Source organism: Pseudomonas sp. C9D1 (assembly GCF_056491235.1).
The window spans coordinates 3,637,802-3,656,529 of sequence record NZ_JBSZIE010000002.1 but is presented as its reverse complement, the minus strand read 5'-3'; the positions used below and the strand labels follow the sequence as shown (position 1 = coordinate 3,656,529).

The following is an 18,728-nucleotide window of genomic DNA, read 5'->3' as shown; positions in this document are numbered from 1 at the left end:
TAGTAAGGTACCCATCGCAATGGAATACGATGAAGATGCAGCACGTGCAATATGGAACAAGCTTCTAACCTATGCGGCGCAAAGCCCAGCTGGATCAATTCTTGACGAGGAAGCACGGCTCCGCCTAGTGAAAGCTTTCGCTAGGATCACTCCCCCTCAAGCGCCAGAAGCGACGTTCGCGCTAGTAACGATCAACTCTCGACACGACTCTCCGAGTGCGCGGTCTCAAAAGCCTGGCAACCTTGTGCTGAACTGGAGGAAGCTGCTCGACATTGTCCCTGACGTGTCGATTGCAGGCTTCGGCGCAGTGTCACTACCAGTCGATCCGCCAGTCGCCATCGTTCTAGCTGGCCTCTACATCTGGAACAAAGTTCGGCGGGGAGTTGTTGAGGAATTCTCGGACATAGAGGCTGTCACGATACTTGCACTTTGGAAGCATCAGAACGACAAGTGTAGGATTGCAGAGCCGGCAGGTTTTGTACACGTTAATGCACTCAGGAAAAGTTACGCGCTGCCTCCCGTGACGTCTGGTCAGTACGCACAAGCGATAGAACGGCTTGTGGAGTTAGGCTGCATCCAGCTCGATAACGGCATCATCTGGCTGCGCGAGCAGATCAAGGTAAACTACTCATAAACTGCCAGGCGACAGCAGCACCAACCGCCCTAGATCCAATCGACACCTTAGCTTAGGCCCAGATACTTGGGCTTCTTACCGACCACTATGCAAAGTGATCTTGAATCGATGAAAGCAATACAGTGGACAGTATTTATCGATATGCTGGGCTTCAAAAAGCTGAACTCCTCAGTCACAACTGACGATCAAGCTCAAGACCTCATCAATTTCATGACTACAAATAGGGACGTGTTGGTGCACTTAGAGGCAAACGTCGAAAAGCACTACAAACAAAACGAAATATTCAACCTATACGACTGGTACGAACCGAAAAGTGCATTTATCTCAGACTCTATTGTTGTCACGTTCAAACCCAAGGAAGTGGACTGGGAAAAAGATGCTGATAGGGTACTTATGCATTCAGCCAATGCTCTGATGATCATTCTCATGCGCTTAGGAGTTCTGATGCAGAAGTGCTTACTAGAGAAAGAGATAACCTTCCGTGGCGGTCTCTCCACAGAATATTGCGACATCAGTGAAAGCTTTGCGGTCGGCGCCGGCCTTAGTTCGGCTAATGAGGCGGAAGGAAAGGCCACCTATGCCCGGCTAGCATTGGCAGATGATGTGGTGTGTAACACGAAATTAATGAAACAGATCCGCATACTTTTCAGACGAATGTACGGCAATACAGAATTCCTAGTCCAAGATGGCTCAGTGACATATGTTAACGCGCTCGATTTCATGCTTGCAGCTGCCGATACGCGCTTTCCGGCTGTGGCAAATGCAATGAATACCTATCAGGGAAGAGCGACAGTAATTAACTCCCGCTCGCAGGCAGAATTATTCTTAACGGCGCAGAAAGACTTAATAATTAAGTCAGTGAAAGAATTTTACACCGCGTACCGCAGGGACTATGGAAACATTAGCCTTAGGGAAAGTCACCGCCGCGTCCTGAAAAAATACTTCTGGCTGCGCCGATACCACAACGCCAATGCTAAAAACCGACAGTTCCAAAAATATATTTGCTGAGAATCTTGCTGCGACAGACTGCAACGCAATGCAACCTTACCTATGTAGTTAGCTCCTACGAAATTCAACTGCGAGAAACTATAGTTGGGAAGGTACAGCTTTTTCCAGAGGAGTATTTTATGAGCACAGCAGAAATACAAAGAGAAATAGAGTGCTGGGCATCTCGCCCTACTTGGTTCAGCTCACACCCAAGTGATGCAAAGGAGCTTCGCAAAGCGATATCGAATCTGAAGCGCTTACCTTCACCACCAAGTGAAGAGGAGCTGACCGAAGCTATATATGAGCGGGTTAAAAAGCTGCCTGCAATGCTAGGCACACCCAAAGATATAAAGAGAAGTTCTAGGGAATTTGCTGCAAAAATCATCTCAAAGCTGTAGACATCAAAGGTAACGGCGCCGGACACGTATTAAGGTATCTCACTGTTGAAAGGAGTCACAGCCTCCCCCAGGCGGGGCATGCCCGACACGTCCTCCCCATGCAAACCTAGTTTCAGGTTAGGCGCCGACGATTCCAAGCCGGATGCCCCCATACGCTGAGTAGCCTTCTGACCACACTGTTACTCATAGGATGGGGGGATGATCTCGGCAGCAGCATGAAACTTGTACTCTGCAGCACGCATACCATTAATGCACCAAACCACGGCCGCCAACAGCAACAGCGCCCCCTTCAGCCCCTGAAAAAGCGCTTGACGCATTCTTGTTGAAGACAAAAAGGCTCTGTCAGCTTATCGCAATTGCTGATGCTCCTAGGAAAGGTACGCAAAGGCGGTGGGCACCTCCTCTTCGCTCGGAGAGTGGGGCCGCTGATCAAATTGCGAGGCTCAGCCCTCCAAGCAGAATGGAGGAGAACCAAGAAACTTAGTTTTACGGCTAAATTAGCCTCATAAATAGCCAGACGCTTGCTTAGTCGGCTATACAGAACCTAGTTTTTTCCACCACTACTTCGCGCAACACGCCGCCTATCCGCGCCCTACCTGCAGCAAAACCCGAACCAGCACATGGCGAGCCGGTTTTGAGTTGCAGCATTAGCTGCAAATATCCCAGCCTATCGTGAGTTTGGCACATCGATGACTTCTGATGTCTATAGAGCGCACACGAAAGCGGCATGGATTGGGAACCTACTCGTCCGGAGAGGGTAGATTTTGGGAACATGAAGGGGATTTGGTCGCTTGGTGGCCAGGAGGGCTATTGCCAGGACCGCATACTCCAGGAATACCAATGGCCGAGATGATATTCCGCAAAATAAGCAAAGACAACCAGCTAGGTACTTACTATGTATTTCCTATAGAGCTGGCCCTCATAGGGATATTTAGACATGGCACCATTTGGTCAAAGGGACACTGCATAGGAGAAATAAATACACCAACAAAACATACAGCAAGAGCCGACTACAACAACATCATCCTTACTCACGCAAATGAAGTAATCAAGAACTCCACCATAAATGCCAGTCACTTTTCATTACCATCAAGATATAAACAATCGTGGTTAATAGAATTTCCTCCCGCAAAAAGCTCCGGAGCTACGCTATTCATCCCATGCACTGAATTTTTTATTCGATGCTACGGAAGCTCCAAGCACCTAATAGCAACAATCATTGAGTCATATAAACCAGACTTATCACTAAGCTCATTTGCAAAGAAATTAGTCTGCAATGAAGAGTTTTGGTCGATAAAAGTCAGCAAAAACACCAATATTGGCGATCATCAATTCCTTGCACACCTCCTCTACGATAAGCACGCCTTCAGCACCTGCAAGCGTATCAATGCCGAAGCCGTCACAGCTCGCGCCAAACGTGAGCTGTATCACCCCAAGATAACCCCCTGGTTCAAAGGGGAACTTCAGATTGGAGGAAACGGCATCTGGATAGAACCTGCTAAGAAATTTCTATGTTTAGACATAACCAGTTTTGAGATGCCACTGCATCCACCGCTGACCGTGGTTCGCGCTTACCTTGATCATATTGGCGATGATTCAACCCTGAGGCTGCCAAAAGCATCAGGTGCATCCGGAGCTGATATGCCATCAGAATCAGATGAGTACCAGAACGAGGCCCCGATCACCAGTAAGGACCAGCCTAACAATACTCGAAAGCCTATAAATAAGGCGGATGGCACTTTGCGAATTGCAGGACTAAAGAGGAACGTGAACTACCTTAAGGAGTCGCGACCTCATGGTGGGACTATCTCTACCCCTCCAAGAGGTCCTGCGGAGAAATTATCTACTGGCCATCCTACTAACTCTCGCGGAGAGATCGATAGACTTTACGTACACACTGAACTCACCGAGGCTACATCAAACTTTCTTTGGAGTATTTGGACCGCACTGCATGATTTAAAACGCTGCAATCCATGCATTGAATCTATCGAGTCTTACGTCATTGCTAATCAGACTGAAAAAAACAAACCGAAGATGATGAATTTTCCTCTCGGAATAGTCAGCAGCCGGTCCAAGACCGGCCGCTGGATAAGCCTCAATAATAACGAGAAAAGAAGCAGAGGATTTATGGTAATTAGGCTAATTACGTCTAACCGAAAGCTCTACATCTTAGAAATAGAAAAGATCATAGGTGGGAACAATGGAACCGAAAAATCAGAGCATCTGAGCGGATTAATATTTGAATTGAACGATAGTGAGCAGATAGACAAAGTCATAACGCGAGCTTTAATGGGGCTAGCCAAAAACTACGGGCGGTATGACAAGGAGTGCTTGCCTTCACAATACGAGCTTTATTCCCATAGCCGTGCCCATGGTAGACCAATCGGAAAGTCAGCGCTTAATGCGTTCTCACAAATGGGATTGCCTCTAAATACGGTCCCCAGCGGAGCGACAGAAGTGCCTTCTAGGTAACGCACTAGATAAGCTGGAAGATACTTCATTGCCCAATGGATCGATCCTGCCAAGGGTATAAGTCGAGCTTTCTAGGCCATCGCAGCAAAAGCCGATTTTACTGCTCCCGCTTAGGTCCCAAAGCTGAGGGAATCCAATAGTTGTTTTTCAACACCTGTACTTCATAGCCAGACTGTCCTCCCTCCACTGCTGGGCTGTATACCAGGTGCTTCTTCCCAACCTTTACCCCATGAAAATAGTGCAGTGCTGTAGAAACCCAAGCACCTTCATCCCTGCCATCCATTAGCTCATTAAGCTTTCGCTCCAACCGCCGTCTCTTAGCTTGAGCTATGGACCGCTCACTAAGCCCAGACCTCAAACGCTCGCCTTGCTCTTGAGCAAGGAATCCGATAAAGCCAGCAAGAGATGCGCTTTGTCCCGACTTATTAAGCAGAAAACGATCGAGGTCGCGCTGAACTGGTAACGCCTGGCCTGTTGAAGAGACAGAAGCTAACAATCCCTTAGCCACACCTAATGCGAGCCGGAGCGAGCGCAAGGTCAGCTTTCCACTGCCGAGACGAGAGGTAAGATAATCGTGATAACGCATTAGCAAATCGGCAGCCGGCCCAGAGGGAAGCGAAGACAAGGTCTTTTCAATTCTCCGTCGATCGGCAAACTCTTCACGCATCACAGAGTCAGCAACGACACCATATCGCAGCTCTAACCAACTCATTACTAATCGCATACGTCGGAGGCCCTCAGGTTCATAGCTCCTCAGCAGATCCCGATAGGAAGGAATGCCTTCTCCGGACTGCTCTATGAAATTGAAAAGGCCCACGTAATTTTTTAGTTTCAAAGCGGCCTTTTGAGCCCCGATCTTTGTGATCAACCATTCCCCATACTCACGAAATAGTTCCCGCGTGCGAAGGGATCCGAACTGCTCAACCTCTTTGTCCAAGCGCTGCTGAAAAGACCTCTTCCATGAGCACTCTTCACAACTGCTGCCACGACCAGCCGGAATAGATAAGCCACAGGACTCGCACAATCCTTGGTCCTGCTCGGCACAGGGACGACAACGCCTCACACCATCGCTGGTATCAACAAGAAGGCGATGGCGCCGGCAGGATGGGCATGTTTCATGGTCTCTGGATGCACATCTTGGACAGCACCTGGCTGTGCTATCCAACCTAAGGACTCGGGTCAATCGTGGGGATGGAGCCCCACAAAGATCGCATGGCTTAGGATCGCGGTAGTGGGGAGAGCAGCTGTTGCAAACAGGCCCATGTTCAGTGAGCCGGCCAATAGTTCGCCCCCCCCTAGCGCAGCGGATGCAGGGCTGCGTGCCAACACAGCTATCACACTGCACAGTCGGTAGAAAAATAGGGAGTCGTTTAAAGCTCCCGCACCCTGAACACAGCCGCCGTGTGAACAGGCGTGCATAGCAAGTCGCGCAATAGCGCTTCCCGTGATATCGACGGTGAGCTTTGATCATCTCACCGCCACATTCATCGCAGCATTGCTGCACGCTTAAAGCCGTCATCTCTGGATCTTTCGTAATAGCCGATGCCACATCTTCAAGACAGAAGACGGTGAACGTGGCGCCACTATAGCCGGCCTAGCTAATGCTCTGCAGCGGTGGTCTCCCAAGAGCTTCATTAGGTCATCAACGAGCGTGGGAACGCAGCCTTGAGGCAGGGAGAACATAGAGTGGGGAAGTCCCGCATGCATGACCGCGCTTTCCAGTCGGCCAGGCCCTGCCTGCAGGATGCGCCAGCAGATCGATAGCTGTTGGGCCCGCTCAAAAGGTGGAAGCATCTCAAACGGAAGACCGGACGCTGGAGGAATGAGCCAACCGAGATCGATCCCAAGCTCTTGTAGAAAATGTTGAGCATGGGAGGTGGGGTGCCTCGCTGCGCTGCGCAGAAACCCAATTATCAAACGCGCTAGGTAAAACCATTCGGACGTCTTGAGCTGCTGATCGCCGAAACGGCCATGCCCGTCGGCAACTACTTGATCGGCAAATGCCTGGAAATAATGCGCATCCCTTGCGCCCTCGCGGGTATCGGCCTCTGACAGTATTCGTCGGCAGCGGTGGCAATGCAAAAGGTTACTCGCGGGAGGCTCTAGCAAATGAGGGCACAATGGTGCTTCGCAATGAGGGCACCGGTCTTCTAGAAGGATTTGATGACGGGCACAGACGGTGTGCCAGGAAATTCGGCTGCACCGACGATAGTAGGGGGTCTCCTCGGCAAAGCAGCGTGGGCAATACTGGAGCCCACCAGCTCTCCGCCGATTGCGCGCTCCAAGGCAAAGAATCCAGGGGTAGCATCCAAGTGAGCCAGGTGACTCTCCGCGCACACCATCTATGAATACCCGGAGCAAAGTTTCTCTCAGCGCCTGCTCTGAAATGCCAGACCTAATAGATAAGCGACAAAGGCGTTCCTCACTCAGGGACACATCTGGATCAGAGGACCAGTATCTCCAACCGGGCCAAAGGTCCCCCGTGAGAGCCAACGCAGAACAACTATGGCGAAGGGCAGTTCGAACCAGCCATGAGGAGAGCACCTCTTCCTCAAGAATCGGAGGAGCTAAAGGCCACTGGCCTAATAATTGATGTACCGATGCCCGCTTTGCTTGTTCGGCTTGATCCATTCATTTTTCTTCAGCAAAGAGATGTCAATTTTCTCAGCCCCGGAGCGTATCGCTTCTTTAGCGCAAGCCTTCAATAGCTTGCCAACATTCCCCGTAAGACCACCAGAAATTTCGTGAACCAGCACTGTACTTTCTTCGCTGTAAAGCAGTGATGGTTTCTTTAAAGGCAAAGCACTTTCATATTTCTTTAAAAATGCCTGGAATTTACCGTCCAACTCCCACGGTACTAGGTCAATCACATCAAAACGGCTTGCGTACTGCGGATCAATGCTCAGGAGCTGTAAGATTGTTTTGACCCCGGCGCATACGACAACAAGCCTAAGCTGATTGCAGATCCACTTAATCTCATTCATGACGTCTGCTTTGGTCCTAGCGCTCGCAGTGTTCAATACTTGGCACTCGTCAATTATCAACATGCGAGTCCCAACCGCCCGAACTACCTCAGCACACTGTTCCTTCAAGACAGCCAGTGAAGAAGTCCGCGAGTAAGGTGCTCCAATTTGATAGAGGATACTTCTATAAATCTGAGCAGTACCTCCCGTATCTAACTCTATCAAAATAACTGGAATAACTGATTCCGAGTCAATACTCACATATGGACAGGCGCGCGTATCTCGGAAGCGCTGAAACAAAGTGGACTTCCCATAGTTAGAGTCACCCACAATGAACAAATTGGGCATCCTAGTCTGAGGCACAACACGCAGCAGACTAGCCAAGTGATCTATCAGTCGAGTACCCGCAGAATAATCAACCCAAAATGGGGAGTCGATGGAGTAGATTCTATCTACATCCGAGAGAGACATATTCTCAAGTATTGACGAATCGAGGTGACTATATTCCAAAGTCCACCCCCCCTAAGTCTTCCACTTGATCGACAGGAACCAATTTTGATAGTTTCTGACGAGGTGGTACGACCATAGGCGACTTCGTAACCGCATCATCTCCAACGTTGACCTTTTGGGACCTACTATCATTTCGTACACGCTGAGCATTTCTCCTCGCTGCCTTTGTTTTAGCTGCCGCCTCTGCCTCCTGCTTTCTATCTTCAACAATTAATCGTTCAAGCAAATTAGTATTAATGTTGTTCAAGCCATCACGTCTTGCCTGCCGCTTGGCAGCTACATACTCCCGAACCGATACCCGCTCCTCCATATACCCATCTATTGACGCCTCAAAGTATTCTTTTAGATTTGGCTCATAGAACCAAATCCTCCGCACGTCACGGGGATCTCGGCGAAATATAAATTTCCTCGACCTCTTAGTTTTTTCATCAACGACCCCCATCCATGGGCGCATTGCATCGCAAAAATAATGGGCATCCCACTCAACCCCCTTATTCTGGATGGTGCGCATTTTGGATGGCAAAAAGTCAAGTTGGAAGAGAAACGGGTCAGCAATTCTTGCAAGAGGCTCACAAATCTTTCTATCTCCAAAGAATGCTGCTCTCCACTTATTCAAAGGAGACATCAAAATGGCTTCATGAAATTCATTGTTATACGCCAGAATCCTGCGAACCAAGCGAGTTTCATAATCATCAAATGTATATACTGCTTCTTTCTCAGCATCATATCCTTTGCGATCTTTTGGGGTGCTTTGTGTCGCCCCCTTCTCCTTCTTCGCCTTAACCGCAAAAGTACCCATCAAGCGCTCAATATGCCCTCCCCAATGGGGAGACTCTTGCGGGCGAAACTCTCTTGCAATCCCATGTAGCGCACATGACTTGATCAAACTGCCAGTACGAAAATCCGAGCCATTGTCGCTATGAACTACTCCAGGCTTGCCCCAAACAGGCCATTCTTCATGCAGCCCATGCCTTGCAAGTAGGGACTCTTTCGGCAGACAGGTATTAACAATGCACATCGCAACTGACAATGCAGATGGTGCTTCCAAAGAAAAATAGTAGCCAACGATCATACGGGTATAGACGCATATTGCTAGAGTTACCCACGGCCGCCCAATTGACTCACGGTGTATGTCATCGACCAAAAAAACATCCAGCGGCGTATGATCAATCTGGACGATTTGAAGTGGGTACTCAGCCTCCAATCCACCAGGGCGCGCCTCATGCATACGTGCCTTGTCCGCCTGCCCCCGGCTCATATACAGATCTCTTAGTGGAAGCTTCTTTACCCTAGATCGAACAGTCGTAATATTTGGAGCGGGAATGCCTAGAGCCTTGCAGGCATCTTTCACACTGCCATGAGCATCCGTTGTCGTTACTCCTCGATTTTCGGAAAAAGAACCCTTTAGGACATCATCAATTAGCCTCTCAACCTCTGCTGAAATGCGACTTTTTCCTTTAGTCCATCCACGGCGCATAGGAACTAGTGCGGAAATATTCCCGTAGTCCCGGTATCGCTCTAGCCATCTATAAACGGTCGCAGCATTTACACCGGCTTCTTTAGCACGAGCTGCAACTGCGCCTTTCACAGCATAATCTCCACTAAGGAGCGGCCTGATCACAGAATATCGATGCTCTGCGATCTTCCAGTTCTCATCTCCAATGTCCTCTAGGTCATGGCTTACATAGAGTCCTTTGGTGTCTTGCCGAGCCGGCCGTAAATCCCGAACTCCGAGAACACTGGAAGCACCAGTTTCAACATGAACACCTACGACATCATTGAAGTTCAAAGTCTGGACTATGCGGTAGGTCCCGGAGTGGTGCTCTACGAGACTGTCTTTCTCGAGACTAATCATCGATCGGACTGACTTCATATCGTCACTCATAAGCCCTCCAGATGATTGTGAACTCGTCAATTGGGGCGGCTATGTCGCAGTCAATACGGCGGGTAGCTAGTAGATGACAAACGTAAGAATGCCCAAGCATGGGGTCATGCCCGAAAAACCGAGTTTTCAGGTAGTGAATGGGCGCATGACCCATTTCATGAAGCGTCGACAGAATCGCCTCACACACCTCAGGGGCAGCATCCATCCGAGCAAAGCGCTCTAGGTATGTGATGTTTTCCAAGGCCGAACCACGAATACGAGACTCATCAAAGATGTGGAAAGCCCATCCTCGGTCACGAGCAAATCGCCAAGCCGCTTTCCACTTTGGCAGCCATTCCCGCCAATGCTCACGCCAATCTTCCTCTGGCTTCACTTCGACTAGGATCGGGCGGTGGCCAGTCGCTTTATCAAAGCGAAGCAGATAGTCCGGCACATAGGTATACCCACGACCATTTCGAGCCGTGAACGGGATCTTCACTGGTTGCGAAACCACGTTTTCTACACCTGAGAATGTCCAACGCCTTAAGAAATCCCGCTCTAGCTTGGACTCAAACGGGATGGCTTCCCCGCGAAACACAACCATTCCAGAGAGGCTTCTCCAGGTCGGCTTGATCGAGCGAACCTGCTCAAAATTTTCTTCGCACCTATTTCTATCCATATCTAGGATTCTTGCGCCTATTTATAGGAATTCGTTGCATCTTTTGCTCATCGAGCATATGGCACTCTGCGGGCTGCAAGCCATCCAAAATGCATCTATTGAAAATTGTCACAGCGGCAGCAAGCCCCGCCCCGGAGAAATCACCCTGGCCCATCAGGGCGTGCTGTTTCTCGACGAGTTGCCGGAGTTCGACAGGAAGGTTCTCGAGGTCCTGCGCGAGCCCCTGGAAAGCGGCGAGATCGTCATCGCCCGGGCCAACGACCGGGTGCGCTTCCCGGCGCGTTTCCAGCTGGTCGCCGCCATGAACCCCTGCCCCTGCGGCTACCTGGGCGACGTCACCAACCCATGCCGTTGCACCCCGGAGCAGATCCAGCGCTACCGCGCCAAGCTCTCCGGCCCGCTGCTCGACCGCATCGACCTGCACCTCACCGTCGCCCGCGAAGCCACCTCGCTGGACGACCCCAAGCCCGGCGGCCAGGACAGTGCAAGCGCCGCGAAAACCGTGGCCCAGGCCCGCCAGCGCCAGCTCGATCGCCAGGGCTGCGCCAACGCGTTTCTCGATCTCCAGGGCCTGCGTCGCCACTGCCCGCTGGTGGTGGAGGACCGTCGCTGGCTGGAAAACGCCTGCGAACGCCTCGGCCTGTCGTTGCGCGCCGCACACCGCATCATCAAGGTCGCCCGCACCCTCGCCGATCTCGATGGCACCCCGGCCATTGCCCGCCAGCACCTGGCCGAGGCGCTGCAGTACCGCCCGGCCACCGAGCCCTGAGTCCCGTAAAGCAGGGAAACACTTGCGCCGCCGGGCCACGCCAGGGCCGATGGCATACTGCGGCCCCACCCGCCAAGCCACCTGGTCCACCTCGATGAACAGCCTGCAAATCGGCCCTGTCGCCCTTTCCGCCTCCCAGGCGCTTTTCTACCTGGGCTTCTTCGCCGCACTCGGTTGTGGCTGGTGGCTGGGGCGCAAACGAGGCGCCAATCCCGAAGGCGCGCTATTCGCCATGCTGGTCGCCGGGGGGCTGGCGGCGCGTCTCGCCTTCGTCGCTTTCTATTTCGCCGAGTACCGTGCCGAACCCTGGCGCATGCTGGATATCCGCGACGGCGGCTTCCTCCTGCTGCCCGGCCTGGCAGCCGCGGCGCTGGTCGGTTTGCTGCAGGCTCGCCGTCACCCAGCCGCGCGCCGGCCACTGGGGGTCGCCCTGCTGGTGGGCGCCACGCTCTGGGGCGGGGGCAGTGCGCTGCTGGGGGCACTGGAACGTGGCCGGCTGCTGCCGGAGGTGGCGCTGAGCGACCTCGACGGCAAGCCCGTGGATATCCGTGAGCTGGATGGTCGGCCGCTGGTGATCAACCTCTGGGCCACCTGGTGCCCGCCGTGCCGCCGCGAGATGCCGGCCCTGCAAGCGGCCCAGCAGGCCCGGCCCGACCTGCGCTTCGTGCTGATCAACCAGGGCGAGAACGCCGAGCACGTGAAACGCTTCCTGCAGGAGCAGGGCCTGGAGGTGCAGGACGTGCTGATCGACGGCGGCAACCGCTTCGGCGCGCTGACCGGTTCCTACGGCCTGCCGACCACACTGTTCTACGACGGCCAGGGGCGGATGCTGAAGAGCCACATGGGCGAACTGTCCCGCGCCAGCCTCAACCGGGAGCTGGAGAGCCTCGCCACCGAGTGAGCGCCCTGGCAGAACGCGACCCAAAGAAAAGGCGCCCATCGGGGCGCCTTTTTCATTGCGGCGGAACGGCCGGACTCAGCGGAAGCGCCCCACTTCCTGGCGCAGTTCCTCGGCCAGGCGGTCCAGCTCTTGGGCGGTCTGCGCCAGGTTGGCGACCACTTCGCGCTGCTCGCTGTTGGCCAGGGCGATGCTCTGCAGGTTGCTGCTGAGCAGGGTCGCGGTGCTGCTCTGCTCCTGGGTGGCGGTGGTGATGGCGGCGAATTGCTCACCAGCAGCGGTGCTCTGCTGGGCGATCTGCGCCAGGGCGGCGGCGACCTTGGCGTTGCGCTCCAGGCCGTCCTGCATCAACGCCTTGCCGTGCTCCATGGTGCTGATGGCACTGGCGGTCTCATCCTGGATGCTGCCGATCATGCTGGAGATCTCGGTGGTCGCCTCGCGGGTACGGGCCGCCAGGTTGCGCACCTCATCGGCCACCACAGCGAAGCCCCGGCCCTGCTCGCCGGCACGCGCCGCCTCGATGGCGGCGTTGAGCGCCAAGAGGTTGGTCTGGTCGGCGATGGCGGTGATGACCCCGACGATGCCGCCGATTTCCTGGGAGCGCTGGCCGAGGGTGTTGATCACTTCGGCGGTGCCGTTGAGGGCTGTGGATATCTGCTCCAGCGCCGCAGAGGCCTCGCCCATGGAGCTCTGGCCGATGCGGGTCTGCTGGGCGTTGTCGCTGGCCATGCGCTCGGTGGCGCGCATGTTGTCGGCGATGTTCAGCGAGGTGGCGCTGAACTCCTCCACCGCGCCGGCCATGCTGCTGATCTCGCCGGACTGCTGCTCCATGCCTTCATAGGCACCGCTGGAGAGACCCGACAGCACCTGGGAGCGGCTGCCGACCTGCTGCGCCGAGCTGCGGATGTGCGCCACCATGGTCGACAGCGCCTCGCCCATCTGGTTGAAGCTGCGCGCCAGCTCGCCGATCTCATCGTTGCTGGATACATCCAGGCGCACGCTAAGGTCGCCCGCGCCCAGCGCCCGGGCCTGCTCCACCAGTTCGCCCAGCGGACGCAGGCGCTTGCGCAGCAGCCAGATCACCGAGGTTACCGCCAGCACCATGGCCAGCAGGCTGCCGAAGGCCAGCTGGCCGCCGACGCTCCAGGTCACCTCGCGGATTTCCGCCTTGGGCATGCTCGCCACCACCTGCCAAGGGCCATCGGCGAAGGACACGGCAACGCTGAAGAAATCCTCTTCGCCATCGCTCCAGAAGCGCCCATGGCCAGGCTCGCGGGCCAGCGCGGCGAGGGTGTCGCCGATGGCTTCCGGGCGGCGGACGCCGGCCGGGGTCACCAGCCACTTGCCGGTCTCGTCCATCAGCGCCAGGGAACCGGTCTTGCCGATGCGGAAGCGCTGCAGGTTGGCAAACTGGGCATTCTGCGCGTCGGTGTAGTCGAAGCCGACGAAGAGCACCGCGATGACCTGGCCGCCGTTGTCGCGCACCGGCGTGTACTGGGTCATGTAGTAGCGGTCGAAGAGCAGCGCGCGGCCCACGTAGTTCTGCCCGGACAGCAGGCGCTGGTAGGCGGGGTGGGCGTGGTCGAGCACGGTGCCGATGGCACGGGTGCCGTCCTGCTTGTTCAGCGAGGTGGTGACGCGGACGAAGTCGGCGCCATCGCGGACGAACACCGTGGCCACGCCGGCGGTGAGGTGGCGGAACTCGTCCACCAGGGTGAAATCGTTGTTCAGCACCTGGCCGTTGAGGTACAGGGCCGGCGGGCTCAGTGCGGCGACCGGCACGCGCTCGTCGGCGTGCAGCGCGAGGCCGCTGGCGAAGCGCTGCTCGAACAGACTGGCGAGGCGCTGGGTGCTTTCGCGCAGGCTGCCGTGGAAGGTGCTGAGCTGGTCGGCGAGCAGGCGGGCCTCGCTGGCCAGGTGCTCTTCGCGGGTGGCCAGGTTGGCCTGGTCCAGGGAGCGCAGGGCGAAGAGCGTGCTGCCACTGATCAGCAGCACGAGGATCAGGGCGAGGGCGGCGGCGAGCTGCCAGGCGATACGAGACCTGGGCGGGTTCATGGGGTTTCTCCAGTTTTTTGCAGGCAGGGCTGACGAGGAGCTTCTGGGGCTCCTTCGGCGGGCGGCGAGAATACTTGACCGTCCTACTGAGGTATAGGACGCATCTGCCGAAAGCACCGGAAAATTGTGTAAGCGCAGGCCACGCCGCTCTAGCGCTTGAAGCTCACCGGCGGCAAACGCATCGCCGCCACCTCGGCCAGCAGGTAATCCCGCAGGCGACGCAGGCGATCCTGGCCGCTGCGTGCCTTCGGCCACACCAGGTAGTAGCTCTGGCCGCTGGGCACGGCGCTGGGCCAAGGCAGGCCAATGCGCCCTTCCTCCACATCCTCGGCGACCATCACCAGGTCGCCGATGGAGATGCCATAGCCCCGCGTCGCCGCGACTATGCCCAGCTCCAGGGTGTCGAACACCTGGCCGCCCTTGAGCGGCACGTCCTGCTCCAGGCCCATGGCGTGCAACCAGCGCCGCCAGTCGCGGCGATCCGGCGTGGGGTGCAGCAGCTCGGCGCCGCGCAGTCGCGCCAGGTCCCAAGGCCCCTCGGCGGCGGCCGACGGCGCGCTGACCGGGATCAGCCATTCGGCGAACAGCTCGACGCTCTCCCATTCATCGCTGAAGCCGCCGCTGCTCAACAGCACCGCGCAGTCGAAAGGCTCGTGGTTGAAGTCGACCTTGTCCACATCCATCCAGGCGCTGGTCAGCTGCACCTCCACGTCCGGGTTCTGCAGGCGGAAGCGCGACAGCCGTGCCAGCAACCAGCGCATGGTCAAGGTCGAGGGCGCCTTGAGGCAGAGGATGCTGTCGTCCACCCGCAGCGTGGCGCAGGCACGCTCCAGGGAATCGAAGCCCTCGCGCAGGCCGGGCAGGATCATCCGCGCCGGCTCAGTGAGCTGGAGGCTGCGCCCCTTGCGCTCGAACAGGCGGCAGGCGAAATGCTCCTCCAGGGTGCGGATATGCCGGCTCACCGCGCTCTGGGTGATGGCCAGCTCCTCGGCGGCACGGGTGAAGGAGGCATGGCGCGCCGCGGCTTCGAAGGCACGCAGGGCGTAAAGCGGTGGCAGGCGACGCGTCATGGTTGAGCCCATTCATGAGTCAGAGTCATGGAAGGCATCATTTTTTTCCCTTTGTGGCGCGGATTCAAGCGCTGGAGAATCCACCGTCTCTGGCCCGATGCGTTTTCGGGCCCGCCATGACAAGTGATCCAGACTCATGCCACAGCAGATCCGCTCCGAACTCCTGGCCATCCTCCGCCTCGCCGGCCCGCTGATCGCGGCGCAGCTGGCCAACGTGCTGATGGTGTTCACCGACACGGTGATGATGGGCCTGCTCGGCCCGGCGGAGCTGGCGGCCGGCGGCCTGGGCGCGGCGAGCTATTCATTCGTGTCTATCTTCTGCGTCGGGGTGATCGCCGCCGTGGGCAACCTAGTCGCCATCCGCCACGGCGCCGGGGATATCGCCGGCGCCGCGCGCCTGACCCAGGCCGGCCTGTGGCTGGGCTGGAGCCTGGCCCTGGGCGCAGGGCTGCTGTTGTGGAACCTAGGCCCGCTGCTGACGCTGTTCGGCCAGGAGGCCCACAACATCGAGGGCGGCATGCGCTTCCTCTCCACCCTGGTATTCGCCTTGCCCGGCTACATGAGCTTCATGGCCCTGCGCGGCTTCACCAGCGCCATCGGCCGCCCCGGCCCGGTGATGGCCATCAGCATCGGCGGCGCGCTGGCCAACTTCGCCCTCAACTACATGCTGATCCATGGCTGGTTCGGCCTGCCGTCGCTGGGCCTGGCCGGCATCGGCCTGGTCACCGCCCTGGTGATGAACGTCATGGCGCTGCTGCTGGCCTGGCACGTCACCCGCCACCCGGCCTACGCCGCCTATTCCCTGCGCCAGGGCCTGTTCCAGCCGCGCCTGGACGACCTGCGCGAGCTGCTGCGCCTGGGCCTGCCCATCGGCGGCACCTATGCGGTGGAGTCCGGCCTCTTCGCCTTCGCCGCGCTGTGCATGGGCGCCCTGGGCAGCCTGTCGCTGGCGGCGCACCAGATCGCGATCATGTCGGTGTATGTGGCCTTCATGGTGCCGGTGGGCATCTCCTACGCGGTGACCTTCCGCATCGGCCAGCACTTTGGCGCCGGTCGCCTGGAAGACGCACGCCGCGCCGGGCGCCTGGGCATCGCCGTGGGCGCCGGCTGCATGCTCAGCTTCGCCGCGCTGTTCTGGCTGGCGCCGGAATGGGTGGTGGGCCTGTTCCTCGACCGCACTGCCGGCGAGTACCAGGAGGTGGTCGCCCTGGCGGTGAGCCTGCTGGCCATCGCCGCACTGTTCGAGCTGTTCGACGGCATCCAGACCATCGCCATGGGCGCCATCCGCGGCCTCAAGGACGCCAAGACCACCTTCCTCGTCGGCCTCGGCTGCTATTGGCTGGTGGGCGCGCCCGCGGCCTGGCTGCTGGCCTTCCCCCTGGGAATGGGCGCCCAGGGCGTGTGGTGGGGCCTGGCATCGGGCCTGGCCTGCGCCGCAGTCGGGCTGACCCTGGGGTTCGAGTGGAAGACCTTGCGCATGTTGCGCCCGCAGGCACCGCTCGGCGACGCCTGCAAGGCGGGCTGAGCGGGGTGCGCTAGAGGTTGGGCTGGCTGCTGAACAGCGGTTGGCGCACGCCGAATACCAGGAAGCGCGCCAGGTCGGCCAGGGGCAGCGGCTTGCTGATCCAGTAGCCCTGCACCTGGTCACAGCCGAACTGGCGCAGCAGGGCCAGTTGCTCGGCGGTTTCCACCCCTTCGGCCACCACCTCCAGGTTGAGGTTGTGCGCGAGGTTGATCATCGCGCGTACCAACTGGCGGTTCTCGGGGCGATCCTGCATGCCGCCGACGAAGCTCTTGTCGATCTTCAGCAGGGTGATGGGCAGGCTGTTGAGGTGGACGAAGGACGAGAAGCCGGTGCCGAAATCGTCCAGGGAGAAGCGCACGCCGACCTTGCCCAGGGCCTGCATGGTCTGCTGCACCTGTTCGCTGCGGCGCATCACCGCCGTCTCGGTCAGCTCGAACTCCAGCCACTGGGCGTCGACCCCGCGCTCGCTGATGAGGCGGTTCAGGGTCGGCAGCAGCTGGCTGTCCTGGAACTGGCGGAACGACAGGTTCACCGCCATGTGCAGGGCCGGCAGGCCGCGCCCGCGCAGCCACTGCATGTCGCGCAGGGCTCGGGAGATGACCCAGTAGCCGAGGGGAACGATAAGCCCGCTTTCCTCGGCCAGGGGCACGAATTCATTGGGCGACAGCAGGCCACGCTCGGCATGGCGCCAGCGCACCAGAGCCTCGAGGCCGACGATGCGGCCGGTCTCCAGGCACAGGCGCGGCTGGTAGTGCAGCTCCAGCTCGTCGCGGCGCAGAGCACGGCGCAACTCGCTTTCCAGGTCGGCCAGGCTGCGCGCGCTGCGGTTGATGCGTTCGTCGAACACATGGAAGGTGCAGCCCTGCACGGCCTTGGCCTGTTGCATGGCGATGTGCGCGTGCCACATCAGCGGGTCGGCGCCTTCGTCGGAGCGGGCATGGGCGATGCCCAGGCTGCAGCCGATGAGCAGGCTCTCGCCGTCGACCCAGTAGGGCTCGCCGAGGGCTTCGGCGATGCGTTCGGCGACCTTCTCGGCACGGGACGGGTCGCGGCGGGTATCCAACAGCAGGGCGAACTCGTCGCTGCCCAGGCGGGCCAGCTGGTCGCCGGCAGCCAGTTCGCCCTTGAGCCGCGCCACCACCTGGAGGATCAGGCGGTCGCCGGCCTGGTAGCCGAGGGCGTCGTTGGCGTGGCGGAAATTGTCCAGGTCCAGGTGGCCGAGGGCCAGGCCGCGCCCGGCGAATTCGGCCAGGCGCCCCGCCAGCAGGGTCTGGAAGCCCTGGCGGTTGGCGATGCCGGTGAGCGGGTCCTGCTCGGCGAGGCTTTGCAGGGTGTTCTGCAAGGCGCTGCGCTCGCGCATGTAGCGCAGGCTGCGACGCAGCACGTCGGGGCCCAGTTGGTCACGCACCAACCAATCGCAGACGCCGGCCGGCGCTTCATCGGGCTCCTGTTCCAGCAGCAGGATGGTGGGCAGGTGGCAACGGCCGGGGGCCGGCAGCAATTGCGGGGTGCAGAGCAGCAAGCCGCCCTCGCTGTCGTCGAACAGGCTGCTGGCGGCCTCCCAGGAGGGGGCGGTGATCAGGGGTGAAAGGCTGCCCAGCGAGCTGAGCAGCTCGCGTAAGGATTCCGCCCAGCCAGGCGATTCCGCCAGCAGGAGCATGCGCATGGGCTCGGCAAGCGCGGACAAATGACCTCCCCGGGGTCACAAAAACAGTGGGCAATTGGCCCAATTCGCGTCGTGATCGACGTCGTTCTTTTAGGTGTGCTCTTGAGGCGACTTGGCGAACTTTGCGCCAAATGTGAACAGCCATCAACAGTGTGTGTCGGAACAATCGTACTTGATGGTTCGAAATAGCCAAGCGCCAAGCTTCACCAAAGGGCGCTACGTCACACTGTTCGGCGTG

Annotated in this window: 14 protein-coding genes and 2 pseudogenes; 7 read left to right on the top strand and 9 right to left on the bottom strand. The window is 57.8% G+C overall.

Annotation, left to right across the window (positions count from 1 at the left end; all coding sequences use genetic code 11):
* Positions 1 to 19 precede the first annotated feature (19 nt).
* The 4 genes from ACXI0U_RS24715 to ACXI0U_RS24700 all read left to right on the top strand — a co-directional run bounded on the left by ACXI0U_RS24715 (position 20) and on the right by ACXI0U_RS24700 (position 4,491).
* Positions 20 to 634: a hypothetical protein gene (locus ACXI0U_RS24715; protein ID WP_479550953.1), complete on the top strand. Its 615-nt coding sequence runs from the start codon at positions 20 to 22 to the stop codon at positions 632 to 634.
* Positions 635 to 742: 108 nt separating this feature from the next.
* The gene (locus tag ACXI0U_RS24710; RefSeq protein ID WP_479550952.1) at positions 743 to 1,642 is read left to right on the top strand and encodes a hypothetical protein; all 900 of its coding nucleotides are present in this window, start codon (positions 743 to 745) and stop codon (positions 1,640 to 1,642) included.
* A 119-nt stretch (positions 1,643 to 1,761) separates the two neighbouring features.
* Positions 1,762 to 2,019 (top strand): hypothetical protein, encoded by a 258-nt coding sequence (locus ACXI0U_RS24705; protein ID WP_479550951.1) that lies wholly within the window; start codon positions 1,762 to 1,764, stop codon positions 2,017 to 2,019.
* A gap of 840 nt (positions 2,020 to 2,859) precedes the next feature.
* Positions 2,860 to 4,491, top strand: coding sequence for a hypothetical protein (locus ACXI0U_RS24700; RefSeq protein WP_479550950.1), 1,632 nt, complete (start codon positions 2,860 to 2,862; stop codon positions 4,489 to 4,491).
* A 97-nt stretch (positions 4,492 to 4,588) separates the two neighbouring features.
* Here the strand turns inward: ACXI0U_RS24700 and ACXI0U_RS24695 are convergent, their stop codons facing one another.
* The 5 genes from ACXI0U_RS24695 to ACXI0U_RS24675 form a co-directional block, all read right to left on the bottom strand.
* Complete coding sequence (locus ACXI0U_RS24695; protein WP_479550949.1) at positions 4,589 to 5,359, bottom strand: hypothetical protein; 771 nt, start codon at positions 5,357 to 5,359, stop codon at positions 4,589 to 4,591.
* A 647-nt stretch (positions 5,360 to 6,006) separates the two neighbouring features.
* Entirely contained in the window at positions 6,007 to 7,122 is a 1,116-nt protein-coding gene (locus tag ACXI0U_RS24690) for a TniQ family protein (protein ID WP_479550948.1), read from the bottom strand.
* Entirely contained in the window at positions 7,074 to 7,925 is an 852-nt protein-coding gene (locus tag ACXI0U_RS24685; protein WP_479550947.1) for a TniB family NTP-binding protein, read from the bottom strand. The genes ACXI0U_RS24690 and ACXI0U_RS24685 overlap by 49 nt, the downstream gene beginning before the upstream one ends.
* 28 nt (positions 7,926 to 7,953) lie before the next feature.
* Positions 7,954 to 9,849, bottom strand: a complete 1,896-nt coding sequence (locus ACXI0U_RS24680) for a transposase (protein ID WP_479550946.1) — start codon at positions 9,847 to 9,849, stop codon at positions 7,954 to 7,956.
* Positions 9,842 to 10,507, bottom strand: a complete 666-nt coding sequence (locus ACXI0U_RS24675) for a TnsA endonuclease N-terminal domain-containing protein (RefSeq protein WP_479550945.1) — start codon at positions 10,505 to 10,507, stop codon at positions 9,842 to 9,844. Before ACXI0U_RS24675 ends, ACXI0U_RS24680 begins: the two co-directional genes overlap by 8 nt.
* Before the next feature lie 115 nt (positions 10,508 to 10,622).
* Here ACXI0U_RS24675 and ACXI0U_RS24670 point away from each other — a divergent pair.
* Both ACXI0U_RS24670 and ACXI0U_RS24665 read left to right on the top strand, forming a co-directional pair.
* Positions 10,623 to 11,276, top strand: a pseudogene (locus ACXI0U_RS24670) (ATP-binding protein); the annotation flags it as partial.
* A 94-nt stretch (positions 11,277 to 11,370) separates the two neighbouring features.
* Entirely contained in the window at positions 11,371 to 12,177 is an 807-nt protein-coding gene (locus ACXI0U_RS24665) for a TlpA family protein disulfide reductase (protein ID WP_431483099.1), read from the top strand.
* 75 nt (positions 12,178 to 12,252) lie between these two features.
* Here ACXI0U_RS24665 and ACXI0U_RS24660 read toward each other — a convergent pair whose 3' ends face one another.
* The 3 genes and pseudogenes from ACXI0U_RS24660 to ACXI0U_RS24650 all read right to left on the bottom strand — a co-directional run bounded on the left by ACXI0U_RS24660 (position 12,253) and on the right by ACXI0U_RS24650 (position 15,299).
* Positions 12,253 to 12,975 carry a methyl-accepting chemotaxis protein gene (locus ACXI0U_RS24660; RefSeq protein WP_371877126.1) on the bottom strand — a complete coding sequence of 241 codons (723 nt, stop codon included), beginning with the start codon at positions 12,973 to 12,975 and terminating at the stop codon, positions 12,253 to 12,255.
* 132 nt (positions 12,976 to 13,107) lie between these two features.
* A pseudogene (locus tag ACXI0U_RS24655) lies at positions 13,108 to 14,229 on the bottom strand (Cache 3/Cache 2 fusion domain-containing protein); the annotation flags it as partial.
* Between the two features lie 149 nt (positions 14,230 to 14,378).
* Positions 14,379 to 15,299 (bottom strand): LysR substrate-binding domain-containing protein, encoded by a 921-nt coding sequence (locus tag ACXI0U_RS24650; RefSeq protein ID WP_043241005.1) that lies wholly within the window; start codon positions 15,297 to 15,299, stop codon positions 14,379 to 14,381.
* Positions 15,300 to 15,435: 136 nt separating this feature from the next.
* Here ACXI0U_RS24650 and ACXI0U_RS24645 point away from each other — a divergent pair, with 136 nt between their 5' ends.
* Complete coding sequence (locus ACXI0U_RS24645; protein WP_431483098.1) at positions 15,436 to 16,824, top strand: NorM family multidrug efflux MATE transporter; 1,389 nt, start codon at positions 15,436 to 15,438, stop codon at positions 16,822 to 16,824.
* A gap of 10 nt (positions 16,825 to 16,834) precedes the next feature.
* Here ACXI0U_RS24645 and ACXI0U_RS24640 read toward each other — a convergent pair whose 3' ends face one another.
* Positions 16,835 to 18,511, bottom strand: coding sequence for a putative bifunctional diguanylate cyclase/phosphodiesterase (locus ACXI0U_RS24640; RefSeq protein ID WP_031287534.1), 1,677 nt, complete (start codon positions 18,509 to 18,511; stop codon positions 16,835 to 16,837).
* Positions 18,512 to 18,728: the final 217 nt, after the last annotated feature.

Bases quoted from the DNA above. Each gene is read 5' to 3' on its own strand.
- ACXI0U_RS24705 (WP_479550951.1), top strand. From the start codon at position 1,762: ATGAGCACAGCAGAAATACAAAGAGAAATAGAGTGCTGGGCATCTCGC.
- ACXI0U_RS24650 (WP_043241005.1), bottom strand. From the start codon at position 15,299: ATGACGCGTCGCCTGCCACCGCTTTACGCCCTGCGTGCCTTCGAAGCC.
- ACXI0U_RS24715 (WP_479550953.1), top strand. From the start codon at position 20: ATGGAATACGATGAAGATGCAGCACGTGCAATATGGAACAAGCTTCTA.
- ACXI0U_RS24665 (WP_431483099.1), top strand. From the start codon at position 11,371: ATGAACAGCCTGCAAATCGGCCCTGTCGCCCTTTCCGCCTCCCAGGCG.
- ACXI0U_RS24685 (WP_479550947.1), bottom strand. From the start codon at position 7,925: ATGTCTCTCTCGGATGTAGATAGAATCTACTCCATCGACTCCCCATTT.
- ACXI0U_RS24645 (WP_431483098.1), top strand. From the start codon at position 15,436: ATGCCACAGCAGATCCGCTCCGAACTCCTGGCCATCCTCCGCCTCGCC.
- ACXI0U_RS24700 (WP_479550950.1), top strand. From the start codon at position 2,860: ATGGCCGAGATGATATTCCGCAAAATAAGCAAAGACAACCAGCTAGGT.
- ACXI0U_RS24690 (WP_479550948.1), bottom strand. From the start codon at position 7,122: ATGGATCAAGCCGAACAAGCAAAGCGGGCATCGGTACATCAATTATTA.
- ACXI0U_RS24675 (WP_479550945.1), bottom strand. From the start codon at position 10,507: ATGGATAGAAATAGGTGCGAAGAAAATTTTGAGCAGGTTCGCTCGATC.
- ACXI0U_RS24710 (WP_479550952.1), top strand. From the start codon at position 743: ATGAAAGCAATACAGTGGACAGTATTTATCGATATGCTGGGCTTCAAA.
- ACXI0U_RS24680 (WP_479550946.1), bottom strand. From the start codon at position 9,849: ATGAGTGACGATATGAAGTCAGTCCGATCGATGATTAGTCTCGAGAAA.
- ACXI0U_RS24660 (WP_371877126.1), bottom strand. From the start codon at position 12,975: ATGGCCGGCGCGGTGGAGGAGTTCAGCGCCACCTCGCTGAACATCGCC.